The sequence below is a fragment of the Variovorax restrictus genome (assembly GCF_051216715.1).
GTDB lineage: Bacteria > Pseudomonadota > Gammaproteobacteria > Burkholderiales > Burkholderiaceae_C > Variovorax.
In genome coordinates this window covers 653,123-667,004 of record NZ_JBPJZH010000002.1, presented here as the reverse complement: position 1 = coordinate 667,004, position 13,882 = coordinate 653,123, and the positions used below count along the sequence as shown (strand labels likewise).

15 protein-coding genes and 1 tRNA gene are annotated in these 13,882 nt (G+C 64.2%); 5 read left to right on the top strand and 11 right to left on the bottom strand.

The window, feature by feature from the left end:
- Positions 1–3: 3 nt before the first annotated feature.
- From ACSFA0_RS17790 to ACSFA0_RS17770, 5 genes are read left to right on the top strand one after another with little or no spacing between them, the layout of a single operon-like run.
- On the top strand, positions 4–474 hold the full coding sequence (locus ACSFA0_RS17790) for a DUF2069 domain-containing protein (RefSeq protein WP_435451581.1): 471 nt from the start codon (positions 4–6) through the stop codon (positions 472–474).
- Positions 471–1,889, top strand: coding sequence for an FAD-binding oxidoreductase (locus ACSFA0_RS17785; RefSeq protein WP_435451580.1), 1,419 nt, complete (start codon positions 471–473; stop codon positions 1,887–1,889). The genes ACSFA0_RS17790 and ACSFA0_RS17785 overlap by 4 nt, the downstream gene beginning before the upstream one ends.
- Before the next feature lie 57 nt (positions 1,890–1,946).
- Positions 1,947–2,267 (top strand): type II toxin-antitoxin system CcdA family antitoxin, encoded by a 321-nt coding sequence (locus tag ACSFA0_RS17780; protein WP_435451579.1) that lies wholly within the window; start codon positions 1,947–1,949, stop codon positions 2,265–2,267.
- A 4-nt stretch (positions 2,268–2,271) separates the two neighbouring features.
- Complete coding sequence (locus tag ACSFA0_RS17775) at positions 2,272–2,586, top strand: CcdB family protein (RefSeq protein WP_435451578.1); 315 nt, start codon at positions 2,272–2,274, stop codon at positions 2,584–2,586.
- 10 nt (positions 2,587–2,596) lie between these two features.
- Complete coding sequence (locus ACSFA0_RS17770) at positions 2,597–3,430, top strand: thymidylate synthase (RefSeq protein ID WP_435451577.1); 834 nt, start codon at positions 2,597–2,599, stop codon at positions 3,428–3,430.
- Positions 3,431–3,491: 61 nt separating this feature from the next.
- Here ACSFA0_RS17770 and ACSFA0_RS17765 read toward each other — a convergent pair.
- The 11 genes from ACSFA0_RS17765 to ACSFA0_RS17715 form a co-directional block, all read right to left on the bottom strand.
- A tRNA-Pro gene (locus ACSFA0_RS17765) sits at positions 3,492–3,568 on the bottom strand.
- Positions 3,569–3,593: 25 nt separating this feature from the next.
- Positions 3,594–4,070, bottom strand: a complete 477-nt coding sequence (locus ACSFA0_RS17760; RefSeq protein ID WP_435451576.1) for a MerR family transcriptional regulator — start codon at positions 4,068–4,070, stop codon at positions 3,594–3,596.
- Positions 4,071–4,135: 65 nt separating this feature from the next.
- Positions 4,136–4,525, bottom strand: coding sequence for an integration host factor subunit alpha (locus ACSFA0_RS17755; protein WP_435451575.1), 390 nt, complete (start codon positions 4,523–4,525; stop codon positions 4,136–4,138).
- On the bottom strand, positions 4,522–6,960 hold the full coding sequence (pheT, locus tag ACSFA0_RS17750; RefSeq protein WP_435451574.1) for a phenylalanine--tRNA ligase subunit beta: 2,439 nt from the start codon (positions 6,958–6,960) through the stop codon (positions 4,522–4,524). The genes ACSFA0_RS17755 and pheT overlap by 4 nt, the downstream gene beginning before the upstream one ends.
- A gap of 50 nt (positions 6,961–7,010) precedes the next feature.
- Positions 7,011–8,087, bottom strand: a complete 1,077-nt coding sequence (gene pheS / locus ACSFA0_RS17745) for a phenylalanine--tRNA ligase subunit alpha (protein WP_435451573.1) — start codon at positions 8,085–8,087, stop codon at positions 7,011–7,013.
- A 197-nt stretch (positions 8,088–8,284) separates the two neighbouring features.
- The gene (rplT, locus tag ACSFA0_RS17740) at positions 8,285–8,644 is read right to left on the bottom strand and encodes a 50S ribosomal protein L20 (RefSeq protein WP_140842613.1); all 360 of its coding nucleotides are present in this window, start codon (positions 8,642–8,644) and stop codon (positions 8,285–8,287) included.
- Between the two features lie 22 nt (positions 8,645–8,666).
- Entirely contained in the window at positions 8,667–8,870 is a 204-nt protein-coding gene (gene rpmI, locus ACSFA0_RS17735; protein WP_132733279.1) for a 50S ribosomal protein L35, read from the bottom strand.
- A 144-nt stretch (positions 8,871–9,014) separates the two neighbouring features.
- Complete coding sequence (infC, locus tag ACSFA0_RS17730) at positions 9,015–9,629, bottom strand: translation initiation factor IF-3 (RefSeq protein ID WP_435451925.1); 615 nt, start codon at positions 9,627–9,629, stop codon at positions 9,015–9,017.
- A 76-nt stretch (positions 9,630–9,705) separates the two neighbouring features.
- Positions 9,706–11,613 carry a threonine--tRNA ligase gene (gene thrS / locus ACSFA0_RS17725; protein ID WP_435451572.1) on the bottom strand — a complete coding sequence of 636 codons (1,908 nt, stop codon included), beginning with the start codon at positions 11,611–11,613 and terminating at the stop codon, positions 9,706–9,708.
- 258 nt (positions 11,614–11,871) lie between these two features.
- Complete coding sequence (gene aceA / locus ACSFA0_RS17720; protein ID WP_435451571.1) at positions 11,872–13,191, bottom strand: isocitrate lyase; 1,320 nt, start codon at positions 13,189–13,191, stop codon at positions 11,872–11,874.
- Positions 13,192–13,428: 237 nt separating this feature from the next.
- Entirely contained in the window at positions 13,429–13,824 is a 396-nt protein-coding gene (locus ACSFA0_RS17715) for a gamma-glutamylcyclotransferase family protein (RefSeq protein ID WP_435451570.1), read from the bottom strand.
- Positions 13,825–13,882: the final 58 nt, after the last annotated feature.

Here is a 13,882-nt window from a genome sequence, read left to right as displayed (position 1 = left end):
GGCATGCCGCCGCAGACCGCCCTGCGCGCCCGCCGCGCGCGACCCTTGCACACCCCATCCGTGACCCTGCCCCAAGCCCCCTCGTCCGCCGTCGCCTCCACCCGCTGGCTGGCCGTGGGCAGCCTCGTCGGCCTGATCGTGCTGGGCCTGGCGTGGGAGATGTGGCTGGCGCCGCTGCGGCCCGGCGGCTCCTGGCTGGCGCTCAAGGTGCTGCCGCTGGTGGTGCCGCTCGCGGGGCTCTACAAGAACCGCATGTACACCTACCGCTGGGTCAGCCTGATGATCTGGCTCTATTTCACCGAAGGCGTGGTGCGCGCGTGGAGCGACGCCCTGCCGCTCGGGCGCGCATTGGCAGGCATCGAAATCGCGCTGTGCCTGATGCTTTTCACGGCGTGCGCGATGCACGTGCGGCTGCGCCTGCGCGATGCCCGCACCGCACGGGCCGCCGTTCCGCTGGAGACCTCCATCCCATGACCGATCTGATCGACCAACTTCGCGCCATCGTCGGCGCGCCCCATGTGCTGACCGAGGGCGACCTCACCGCCTACGAGCAGGACTGGCGCAAGCGCGAGCGCGGCAAGGCGCTGGCCGTAGTGCGCCCCGCGAGCGCGCAGCAGGTGGCCGACGTGGTCAAGGCCTGCGCCGCCGCGTCGGCCTCGCTCGTCCCGCAAGGCGGCAACACCGGCCTGGCGGTCGGCGGCATTCCCGACGCCAGCGGCACCCAGGTGCTGCTGAGCCTGCAGCGCATGAACGCGGTGCGCGACATCGACGCGGCCAACCTGACCATGACGGTCGAGGCCGGCTGCATCCTGCAGACGCTGCAGGAGACCGCCGAGAAGGCCGGCTTCCTGTTCCCGCTGAGCCTGGCGGCCGAGGGCAGTTGCACCATCGGCGGCAACCTGGCGACCAACGCGGGCGGCACGCAGGTCGTGCGCTACGGCAACACGCGCGACCTGTGCCTGGGCCTAGAAGTGGTCACGCCGCAGGGCGAGATCTGGGAAGGCACCAGCGGCCTGCGCAAGGACAACACCGGCTACGACCTGCGCGACCTGCTGATCGGCAGCGAAGGCACGCTGGGCATCATCACCGCCGCGACGATGAAGCTGTACCCGATGCCCGCGGCACAGCTCACCGCCTGGGCCGCCGTGCCATCGCTCGACCACGCGGTCACGCTGCTGGGCCTGGCGCACAAGCACCTGGGCGCCGGCCTCACCGGCTTCGAGGTGATGGGCCAGTTCGCCCTGAGCCTGGTCGGCAAGCACATGCCGCAATTGCGCGTGCCCTTCCTGGGCGACGCGTCGGCACCCTACTGCGTGCTGCTCGAGAATTCCGACAACGAATCCGAAGACCATGCCCGCGCGCGCTTCGAGGCGCTGCTCGAGACCGCCTTCGAGGACGGCTGCGTGACCGACGCGGTGGTGGCCGAGAACCTCACGCAGGCGCACCAGCTCTGGCACATCCGCGAGAGCATTCCGCTCGCCCAGGCCGAGGAAGGCCTGAACATCAAGCACGACATCTCGATCGCGGTGTCACGCATCCCCGCCTTCGTGGCCGAAACCGACGCCCTGCTGCAGCGCGAGATCCCCGGGGTGCGGCTCGTCAACTTCGGCCACCTGGGCGACGGCAACCTGCACTACAACGTGCAGGCCCCGGCCGAGGGGGATGCCAAGGCCTTCCTGCGCGACGAAGAAGAGCGCGTCAACACGCTCGTCTACGACGCGGTCGAGAAGTTCGGCGGCTCGTTCTCAGCCGAGCACGGCGTGGGCGAACTGAAGGTGCACAAGCTCGAGAAGCACAAGTCGCCCGTGGCGCTGGGCATGATGCGCGCCATCAAGCGCGGGCTGGACCCGCAGAACATCATGAATCCGGGGCGGGTGCTGCGGGTCTGATGCGCCTGCATTCATGCACGTAAGATATGCGCATTCATCCTGCTCAAGGAACTTGCAATGCTTCGTTTCGACAACGCACCCAAGAAGGCAACCAACCTTTCGCTCAACAGCAAGGTGCTGGAAGTCGCGCGCGAGTTGGGCATGAACGTGTCGCAGACGGTCGATGCCTTGCTGGCGAAGGAAGTGGAACGACGCTATTGGGAAGGATGGAACGAGCGCAACAAGGAGGCGATCGAGGCCTACAACACGCGCATCCGTCGCGACGGCGTTTGGGGCGCCAAGTACCGCACCTTCGCGGGCAGTCTGGGCGACGGGCGCCAAACGCCTGATCTCAAGTCCGACCAAAAGCCCGAACCCTCCAAACGCAAGGCGGCCTGAACCGATGGCGCGCTTCGACGTCTACGCCAATCCGGACAAATCCGAGCACCGCCACACACCCTTCGTGCTGGACGTGCAGAACGATCACATCGACGGCGTGGAGACGCGCATCGTCATTCCGTTGCGCGACGCACGTGTGCATGGCCGATGCCTCGAGCGCGTGCATCCCGCTTTCCGCATCAACCAGCGCGACGTGGTGCTCGACACGCCGACCATGGCCACCTTTCCGCGAGATTGGCTGCGGTCGCCGGTGAGCAGCCTGAAAGCGCAGCAACAGGCCGTGCAAGATGCGCTCGATGCCGTGTTCGGCGCCTACTGAGTTTCAACCGATGACCGACCGTCCCATCCGCACCCCCTACGAAGACTTCATGCGCCACGTCGACACACATGGCGTGCTCAAGTCCGACCGCACCGGCACGGGCACCAAGAGCGTCTTCGGCCACCAGATGCGCTTCGACCTGAACGAAGGCTTCCCACTGGTCACGACGAAGAAGGTGCATGTGCGCTCCATCATCCAGGAGCTGCTGTGGTTCCTCACCGGCTCCAGCGACAACAACTGGCTGCGCGAGCGCGGCGTGACGATCTGGGACGAATGGGCGCGTGAAGACGGCGATCTGGGCCCTGTCTACGGCGTGCAGTGGCGCAGCTGGCCGACACCCGACGGCGGCCACATCGACCAGATCGCCGAGGTCATCAAGACGCTCAAGACGAACCCCGATTCGCGCCGCATCATCGTGAGCGCATGGAACGTGGCCGAGCTGTCGAAGATGGCGCTGATGCCCTGCCACGCCTTCTTCCAGTTCTACGTGGCGCCGCCGCAGGCCACGGGCGAGCGCGGCAAGCTCAGCTGCCAGCTTTATCAGCGCAGCGCCGATATCTTCCTGGGCGTCCCCTTCAACATCGCGAGCTACGCGTTGCTCACGCACATGGTGGCGCAGCAGTGCGAACTGGACGTCGGCGACTTCATCTGGACCGGCGGCGACTGCCACATCTACAGCAACCACGCCGAACAGGTCGCGCTGCAGCTCAGCCGGGAGCCACGCCCCTACCCGACGTTGCGCATCCTGCGCAAGCCCGACTCGATCTTCGATTACCAGTACGAAGATTTCGCCTTCGACGGCTACGACCCGCATCCGGCCATCAAGGCGCCGGTGGCGGTGTAGGTCGCGGTCACCAAAATGACAAAGGGGTTAGCAACCGTTAGTTGCTAACCCCTGTCAAGACTGGTCGGTGTGAAAGGATTCGAACCTTCGACCCCTTGCACCCCATGCAAGTGCGCTACCAGGCTGCGCCACACACCGAAGCCTCAAATTATAGCCGGGCGAATCAGTGCCCCGTGGCCAGCAGCTCACGAATTTCAAACAACTCGCGGCGCAGTTGCTGCCAAGCGCCTTGATCGGAGGTTGTCGCGATCGCCGGCATCGCGGTCGAGGGATGGGTCGCCGCCTCCCACTCTTCCTGATCGATGTCGGTCGCCTCGACGCCGTCGATCAGCACTTCGCTTTCGCTGTTCAGTCCACCGGCCTTGCGACGGTCGCGCTCGGTCTGGGTCAACTCTTGCAGCTTGTTGCGCGCGCCGCTGATCGTGAAGCCCTGGTCATAGAGCAAGTCGCGGATACGGCGGATCATGAGCACTTCGTGGTGCTGGTAATAGCGACGGTTGCCGCGCCGCTTCATCGGGCGCAGCTGCGTGAATTCCTGCTCCCAGTAACGCAGCACATGCGGCTTCACCCCGCACAACTCGGCCACCTCACCGATGGTGAAGTAGCGTTTGACGGGAATCGGGGGGAGCGTTTTCTCCATTGAAATCAAGATCGTGCGCGCGAAACCTTAGAGGTTACTCCACGCACGCGCGAGGCACCAAGCACTTATTCCACACCAACGCGCCAAGCGGTCGCATTGGTGCTTTCTTCAGTGCTTTCTGCTTCATCGGCCATGCCGCCCTGGATCTGTTCCTTGAGCTTGGCACTGGCATGGAAGGTCGCGACGCGGCGCGCACCGATCGGGATCGCCTCGCCGGTGCGCGGGTTGCGCCCGGGGCGCGGCGCCTTCACGCGGATCTGGAAGTTGCCGAAGCCGGAGATCTTGACGTCGGTGCCTTCGATGAGGCTCGCGGACACCAGTTCGAAGAAGGCTTCGACCATGTCCTTCGACTCGCGCTTGTTCAGGCCGATCTGCTCGAAGAGCAGTTCGGCCAGGTGCGCCTTGGTGAGCGCGGGCGTTTCAAGGGCTTCGAGCGTGAAATCCATGACCTTCATCCTCTCAGTCGCGCGCCGAAGTCGGCAGCCAGTCGGTCGACGATTGCGCGCACGGCGGGGTCGACCTGCTCGTCCGTCAGTGTGCCGCTGTCGCCCTGGAAGCTCAGGCGCACGGCCATGCTCTTCTCGCCCGCAGCCAGACCGCCTGTCGCGCCGACCGTGCCGTCGCGCGACGGCTGTGGCCGGTAGATGTCGAACAGCGTCGCATCGCGCAAGAGGCCGCCGGTGGATGTCGACGTGATGGCTCGCATGAGCGAGCCGTACGCGACACTTTCGGCCACGACGACCGCGATGTCGCGTTCGACGGCCTGGAACTTCGGCACCGGCTTGGCGACCGGCACCGGCCGTTCGGCCAAGGCCTCGAGGTCGAGTTCGAACACGATCGGTGCGTGCGCGAAATCCCACTTCTGGCGCCAGCGCGGGTGCAGTTCGCCGACCACGCCGATGACGCAGCCGTCGACGAGCACGCGGGCGGAGCGCCCCGGGTGCAGGGCCGGATGCTCGGCCACCTCGAAGGTCGGCACGCGCGGTGCGAGCAGCGCTTCGACATCGCCCTTCACGTCGTAGAAGTCGACACGCAGGGGCTTGCCATCCCAGCGCGCCGCTTCGGCGTCGCCCCAGGCCAGGCCGGCCAGGCGCATGGGCTGCGCGATGCCCTTGACGGTGCTGTCGGTGGTCTCGACCTTGTCGTCGCGCAGGAACACGCGGCCCGCCTCGAACACGCGCACCCGCGGCGCCTTGCGGTCGAGGTTGAACTTGAGCACCTGCAGCAGCGAGCCGATCAGCGACGAGCGCATCACGCTCATCTGGCTGGCGATCGGATTCAAAAGCTTGACGGGATTCGCGTTCCCGGCCAGGTCTTGCTCCCAATGCGCTTCGACGAAGCTGAAGTTGATGGTTTCCTGGTAGCCGAGGGCGGCAGCACGATGGCGCACCGCGAAACGGCTGCGCTGCGCTTCTGGCCGCACGCGTGCAGTGATCGGGCCCAGCGGCGCGGTGGTCGGCAGGTTGTTGTAGCCGATGAGGCGCGCGACTTCTTCAATCAGGTCCGCCTCGATCAACAGGTCGAAGCGGTGCGGCGCCGGCGTGACGACGACCGTGCCTTCGCCCTCCTCGATCGGCAGGCCGAGCCGGCGCAACGCGTCGACGCATTGCGCCTGCGTGACGGGCATGCCGATCACGCGGGCTGCACGGGCGACGCGCAGCGTCACCGGTTTGGCTTCCGGCAGGCGCAGCGTCTGGTCGTCGATCGGGCCGGCCTCGCCGCCGCAGATGTCGATCACGAGCTGCGTGATGCGCTCGATGATCTGCACCGTGCGGCTCGGGTCCACGCCACGTTCGTAGCGGTGGCCGGCATCGGTCGAGAAGTTGAACCGGCGCGAGCGACCCTGGATGGCCTCCGGCCACCAGAAGGCGGCCTCGACGTAGATATTCTTCGTGTCGTCCGACACGGCGGTCGCATCACCCCCCATGATGCCGGCGAGCGATTCGACCGCCTGCGCATCGGCGATCACGCCGACCTTCTCGTCGATGGTCACAGTGTTTCCATTGAGCAGCTTGAGCTGTTCGCCGGCCTGGCCCCAGCGCACCGTGAGGCCGCCGTGGATCTTGTCGAGGTCAAAGATGTGCGAGGGCTGGCCGTACTCGAACATCACGTAGTTCGAGATGTCGACCAGCGGCGTGACGCTGCGCTGGCCGCAGCGCGCGAGCCGGTCGACCATCCAGGCCGGCGTTTTCGCCGTCGTGGTGACGCCGCGCACGACGCGGCCGGAAAAGCGGCCGCAGAGTTCGGGCGCTAGCACCTTCACGGCCAAGGTGTCCGCCAGCTTGGCGGCGACGGACGGGATGGACGGCGTCTTCAGAGGCGCACCGGTCAGCGCTGACAGTTCGCGCGCGATACCGTAGACCGACAGGCCGTGAGCCAGGTTCGGCGTCAGCTTGAGCGTGAGCAGCGTGTCGTCGAGCTGCAGCACGTCGCGCACATCGGCGCCGAGCGGTGCATCCGCCGACAACTCGAGCAGACCGCCATGGTCGTCGCTCAGCTTGAGTTCGCTGGCCGAGCACAGCATGCCCTGGCTCTCGACGCCGCGCAGCTTGCCGAGCTTGATGAGGAAGGGCTTGCCGTCGTCACCGGGCGGCAGTTCGGCACCGACCAGCGCGCAGGGCACCTTGATGCCGACGCGCGCATTCGGCGCGCCGCACACGATGTTGAGCATCGCGCCCTGCCCTACATCGACCTGGCACACGCGCAGGCGATCGGCATTGGGGTGCTGAATGGCTTCCTTGATCTCGCCGACGACGATCTTGCTGAAGGGCGGCGCGGCGGGACGGCTGTCTTCGACCTCGAAGCCACCCATGGTGAGCGTCTCGGCCAGTTCGGCGCTGGACAGCGGCGGGTTGCAGAACTCGCGCAACCAGGACTCGGGGAATTGCATCTCGTTGTTCTCTTTTTCGGACGTTGTTCTGAACGGTGACTGGACCTGCGTTACTGAAACTGGGACAGGAAGCGCAGGTCGCCGTCGAAGAACAGCCGCAGGTCGTTCACGCCATAGCGCAGCATCGTGAGCCGGTCGGGCCCCATGCCGAAGGCGAAGCCGATGTAGCGCTCGGGGTCGAGTCCCATGTTGCGCACGACGTTCGGGTGCACCTGGCCGGAGCCCGCGACCTCCAGCCAGCGGCCGGCCAGCGGGCCGCTCTGGAACTGGATGTCGATCTCGGCGCTCGGTTCGGTGAAGGGGAAGAAGCTGGGGCGAAAGCGCAGCACCAGATCGTCGCTCTCGAAGAAGGTGCGGCAGAAGTCGGTGAAGACGACCTTCAGGTCCTTGAAGCTGACGTTCTCGCCGAGCCACAGGCCTTCGCACTGGTGGAACATCGGCGAATGCGTCGCGTCGCTGTCGACACGGTAGGTCCGGCCCGGGGCGATCACGCGGATCTCGGGCGCCTTGGTCGTGCCGGCCGTGTCCTTGGCGGCCGCTTCGAACTCGGCCGCGTATTTCTTGATGTGCTGGTGGGCGTAGCGCACCTGCATCGGGCTGGTATGCGGACGCAGGTTGTACGGAATGCCGTCATCGCCGTCGATGTCGACATAGAAGGTGTCCTGCATCGAACGCGCCGGGTGGTTCGGCGGGTTGTTCAGCGACGTAAAGCTGTGCCAGTCGCTCTCGATTTCCGGGCCGTCGGCCACGTCGAAGCCCATGCTCGAGAAGATCGCCTCGATGCGCTCCAGCGTGCGGCTCACCGGATGAAGGCCGCCACCGGCAGTTCGGCGCCCCGGCAAGGTCACGTCGAGCGACTCGGCGCGCAGTTGCACCGCGAGCTCTTCGTCGGCCAGTTGCTGGCGGCGCTCGGTCAGCGCCGACTCGATCGCCTGCTTGACCCCATTGATCGCTGCGCCGCGCGACTTCTTTTCGTCGACCGGCAACTGGGCCATGCCCTTCATCAGCTCGGTGATGCGGCCGGCCTTGCCGAGGAACAGCGCCTTGGCGTTCTCGAGATCGGCGGGCGTCTTGGCGTGGGCAAAGGCGGCCCGTGCTGTGTCGACCAGGGAGTCCAACTCGTTCATGACATCTCTTCGAGGGGAAAGTAAACACGACCGACGCAAAATAAGTTCAAGCACACCGCTTTGCCTTAAGACGCAGCGCCTGTGCATTCTTGTTTGCGTCAATTCAAATAAAAAAGGGCTGGTGCTTTCTCAAGCGCCAGCCCTTGTGCCGTAGGCGCAGACGACCGCCCCGAAGAGCGACAGCCTGCTGTGCGGGATCAAGCAGCCAGCTTGGCCTTGATCTGCTCCACGATGCCGGCAAAAGCGGCCTTGTCGTGCACGGCGATATCGGCCAGGACCTTGCGGTCGATCTCGATACCGGCCTTGCGGATGCCATTGGCGAACTGGCTGTAGGTCATGCCCAGTTCGCGGGAAGCGGCGTTGATACGCGCGATCCACAACTGACGGAACACGCGCTTCTTGGTGCGGCGGTCACGGTAGGCATATTGACCTGCCTTCATCACCGCCTGTTTGGCGACGCGGAAGACATTGCCGCGGCGACCGCGGAAACCCTTGGCGAGGGCGAGAACTTTCTTGTGGCGGGCGCGAGCCGTTACACCACGTTTGACGCGAGGCATGTGTTACTCCTGTTCGTCTGAATTAAATGCCCATGCCGGGCAACATGGCAGCCATCGAAACCATGTTGGTTTCGTGAACCGTCACTGCACCGCGCAGATGGCGCTTGTTCTTGGTGGTCTTCTTGGTCAGGATGTGACGCTTGAAGGCTTGACCGCGCTTGACGGTGCCACCGGGACGAACGCGGAAACGTTTTTTCGCGCTGCTCTTGGTCTTCATTTTGGGCATGTTCATGCTCCTTTAATTTGTGCTCGTGAGGCGCTGCAGATGCTCCGCAGACTTGTTGGCCCCGAGACACTTCTTCATCTCGCCGCCGCCTCGATCCGAAGACCGGGGCCGCCGCGAAATCCCTAAAAATCTTCTTCTACCAGCTCAAGCCGTTGCCGCAGGTGCCGAAGCAGCAGCTTCGGTTGCCGGCCTGCCACCGTTGGGCTTCTTGCGGCCTGGCGCGATCATCATGATCATCTGGCGGCCTTCGAGCTTCGGAAACTGCTCGACCGTGATCGAGTCGGCCAGCTCGTCGCGAATGCGATTGAGCAACGCCAAGCCCAGTTCCTGGTGCGTGATCTCGCGGCCACGAAAGCGCAGCGTGATCTTGCATTTGTCACCATCCTCAAGAAAGCGCTTGATATTGCGCATCTTGATGTTGTAGTCGCCATCGTCGGTACCGGGCCGGAACTTGATTTCCTTGACCTCGATGACCTTCTGCTTCGACTTCGCCTCGGCGGCCTTCTTCTGCTCGTGGTACTTGAACTTTCCGTACTCGATCAGGCGGCAAACCGGGGGGTTGGCCGCAGCCACCACCTCGACCAGGTCCACGTCGGCCTCACCGGCCAGGCGCAAAGCCTCGGAAATGCTCATGACACCCAACGGCTCGTTTTCCGGGCCGACAAGGCGGACTTCCGGGGCCATGATTTCCCGGTTCAGGCGGTGTTGGCGTTCCTCGCGGTGGCGGCGGTCGCGAAATGCAGTAGCGATGGTCGAAATCCTTCAATCAGTTTGCTACAAAAAATGTAGCTAACGCCGTCGAATCCACGCGCCACAAACGGACTTCTCGAGAAAATCAGCGTTTGTGTTGAATGTCGTCGGCGATCTTTTGGGAGAACGCCTCTACCGACATGGCACCGAGGTCAACATTGCCTCGGGCGCGCACTGCGACGGCACCTGCTTCCTTCTCCTTGTCGCCTACGACTAGGATGTACGGGAGCTTTTGCAACGAATGCTTGCGTATTTTATACGTAATCTTCTCGTTGTGCAGGTCGAGCTGAACTCTAAGCCCTTGATTCTGCAGCGCTTTCGCCACTGATGCTGCGTAGTCGGCCTGTCCCTCGCTGATATTGAGCACTGCGACATGCACGGGTGCCAGCCATGCGGGCAGCGCGCCGGAGTGGTGTTCGATCAGCATGCCGATGAAGCGCTCGAGGCTGCCGACAATGGCGCGGTGAAGCATCACCGGGTGCGCGCGACCGCTCGTCTCCGTCACGTATTCGCCGCCCAGGCGCTCGGCCGTGTTGAAGTCCACCTGCATCGTGCCGCACTGCCATTGACGGCCCAGCGCGTCCTTCAGCGTGTACTCGATCTTCGGGCCGTAGAAGGCACCGTCGCCGGGCGAGATGACGAAGTCCACACCCGAACGGCGCAGCGCCTCCATGACCGCGTGCTCGGCCTTGTCCCACAGTTCGTCCGAGCCGACGCGGTTGTCGGGCCGCGTCGCGACCTTGTAGAGGATGTCCGTGAAGCCGAAGTCGGCGTACACCTTCTGCAACTGCGCCGTGTAGTTGACGCACTCTTCCAGGATCTGGTCTTCCGTGCAGAAGATGTGGCCGTCGTCCTGCGTGAAGCCGCGCACGCGCATGATCCCGTGCAGCGCACCGCTGGGCTCGTTGCGGTGGCACTGGCCGAACTCGCCGTAGCGCAGCGGCAGGTCGCGGTAGCTGCGCAAGTCGCTCTTGAAGATCAGCACATGGCCCGGGCAGTTCATCGGCTTGAGCGCATATTCACGCTTCTCCGATTCCGTCGTGAACATGTTGTCGCGGTAGTTCTGCCAGTGGCCCGTCTTCTCCCACAGGCTCTTGTCGAGGATTTGCGGGCCCTTCACTTCCCAGTAGCCCGTGTCGCGGTAGATGGCGCGCATGTACTGCTCGACCGCCTGCCACACCGCCCAACCCTTGGGGTGCCAGAACACCACGCCCGGCGCTACTTCGTCGATGTGGAACAGGTCGAGTTCCTTGCCCAGCTTGCGGTGGTCGCGCTTCTCGGCTTCCTCGATGCGCTGGATGTACTGCTCGAGCTGCTTCTTGTCGGCCCAGGCCGTGCCGTAGATGCGCTGCAGCTGCTCGTTCTTGGCGTCGCCGCGCCAGTAGGCACCGGCCAGCTTCGTGAGCTTGAAGACCTTCAGGAAACGCGTGTTCGGCACGTGGGGCCCGCGACACATGTCGACGTATTCCTGGTGGTAGTAGAGGCCCATGGCCTGCTCGTCGGGCATGTCCTCGACCAGGCGCAGCTTGTAGTCCTCGCCGCGCGACGTGAAGACCTCGATCACCTCGGCACGGGGCGTCATCTTCTTGACGACGTCGTAGTCCTGCGCGATCAGCGCCTTCATGCGCTCCTCGATCGCCGTCATGTCTTCCGGCGTGAAGGGGCGCTCGTAGGAGATGTCGTAGTAGAAGCCCTCGTCGATCACGGGCCCGATCACCATCTTGGCCGTCGGGTACAGCTGCTTGACCGCGTGGCCGACCAGGTGGGCCGTCGAGTGGCGAATGATCTCGAGGCCTTCCTCGTCCTTCGGCGTGATGATCTGCAGCTTGGCGTCGTGGTCGATGATGTCGCTGGCATCGACCAGCTTGCCGTCGACCTTGCCGGCCACCGTCATCTTCGCCAGGCCGGGGCCGATGGATTGGGCCACGTCGGCCACCGACACCGGGCCGGGGTACTCGCGCCGCGAGTTGTCAGGAAGCGTGATCTGGATCATGGAAAAACCTCGGACTGAAAAACAAAAAAGCGCGGGAGACCGCGCTTTGCTCTGGTGATACGACTGGCAGACCAGCTGTGCGCGGATTACCGGCGCGCCCCTTCGAGGGAAGCGCCGCAAGTAGCACGGGTCGTAGTTCGCGGTGTCATAACCAGATTGCCTTTCTCGCTCTTGTAGGGGAGACAGAAGCTCGCGATTCTATCCGCAGCACGAAAAAGCCCGGCGTGGGCCGGGCTCGGATGCGACAGCGGAACGGCCTCAGTGGAACTGCTCTTCCTCGGTCGATCCGGTCAGTGCCGTGACGCTGGACTTACCGCCCTGGATGACCGTGGTCACCTCGTCGAAGTAGCCGGTGCCGACTTCCTGCTGATGCGACACGAAGGTGTAGCCGCGCTCGCGAGCGGCGAACTCGGGTTCCTGCACCTTCTCGACATAAGCCGACATGCCACGCTGCGCGTAGTCCTGCGCCAAATCGAACATGTTGAACCACATCGAGTGGATGCCCGCCAGCGTGATGAACTGGTACTTGTAGCCCATCGCACCCAGTTCCTTCTGGAACTTGGCGATGGTCGCGTCGTCGAGGTTCTTCTTCCAGTTGAAGGACGGCGAGCAGTTGTACGCCAGCAGCTTGCCCGGGTGCACCTTGTGCACGGCCTCGGCGAACTTGCGGGCGAACTCGAGGTCGGGCGTGCCGGTTTCGCACCACACCAGGTCGGCATAGTGCGCGTAGGCCACGGCGCGGCTGATGGCCTGGTCCATGCCCTTCTTCGTGCGATAGAAGCCCTCGGCCGTGCGCTCGCCGGTGATGAAGGGCTTGTCGTTCTCGTCGTAGTCGCTGGTGATCAGGTCGGCGGCTTCGGCGTCGGTGCGGGCGATGACCAAGGTCGGCGTGCCGCACACGTCGGCCGCCATGCGCGCGGCGATGAGCTTCTGCACGGCCTCGGTCGTCGGCACCAGCACCTTGCCGCCCATGTGACCGCACTTCTTCACCGATGCGAGCTGATCTTCGAAGTGCACGCCACCGGCGCCGGCCTTGATCATGGCCTTCATCAGCTCGAAGGCGTTGAGCACGCCGCCGAAACCGGCCTCGGCGTCCGCCACGATCGGCGCGAAGTAGTCGACGTAGCCTGCATCGCCCGGGTTGGTGCCCTTCGACCACTGGATCTCGTCGGCACGACGGAAGGTGTTATTGATGCGCTCGACCACCGTCGGCACCGAGTCGACCGGGTACAGCGACTGGTCCGGGTACATCGACGCATAGCTGTTGTTGTCGGCTGCGACCTGCCAGCCCGACAGGTAGATGGCCTTGATGCCGGCCTTGACCTGCTGCATGGCCTGGCCGCCCGTGAGCGCGCCGAGGCAGTTCACGTAAGGCTCGCTGTGCACGAGGTCCCAAAGCTTCTCGGCGCCGCGGCGCGCCAGGGTGTGCTCGATGGGAAACGAACCGCGCAGCCGCACGACTTCTGCAGCGGTGTAGCCGCGCTTGATGCCCTTCCAGCGCGGGTTCGTGGCCCAGTCTTTCTCAAGGGCGGCGATCTGCTGTTCACGGCTGAGTTGTTCGGTGAGGGTCTGCGGCATGGTGACTCCGTTGCGGTTGATTGAGATGGAAAGGCGTTGGGCCTTGGCATCCACTGTATGCCGAGACTTCTGTCTTATGTCTTATATAAGACATATATTTTCATCAATCAAATCAAAGGCTTATCTCTCAAATTCCTCCATGCGAAAACCGGTTTCTCATATCGAGAAAAAATACTGCGCTGCAGCATTGGCGCATTCCGCATTGCGGCATGCGTTTCTGCGAATGAAATTCGAGGGTCAACGTGTGCGCCAATCGCCGTTGGCGATCAGGTGTCGGCCGACCAACCGCTCCGGATGGATCTCATAGACCAGACAGCACAGCGTTTGCTCGGCCACGACCACCGGCACGTCCTTCTTGCGGTATTCGCCCGACCCATCGGCCTTCACCTCTTCGAGGATGTCGAGCGCGGCCTCGACCTCGGCCGTGATCCGATACACCTCGCCCACCACACAACCGCCCTCGCCGAGCACGATCCCGGGGTAGGCGCCCAGGTCGTACAGACGACCCTCGACCGACGCATGGCCGACGAACAGCGGCAGCGGTCGGTAGCGCGCGATGTCGTTGCGCTCCCCGCGGCGCAGCGTGCCGTAGACGAACACATGGCGGCTCGCTTCTTCCGGTTGGGGCATCATCGAAATCCAATCTCCAGCATCGATCGCCAGTCTAGTGAGCTCTGCCGTCCACGATCCC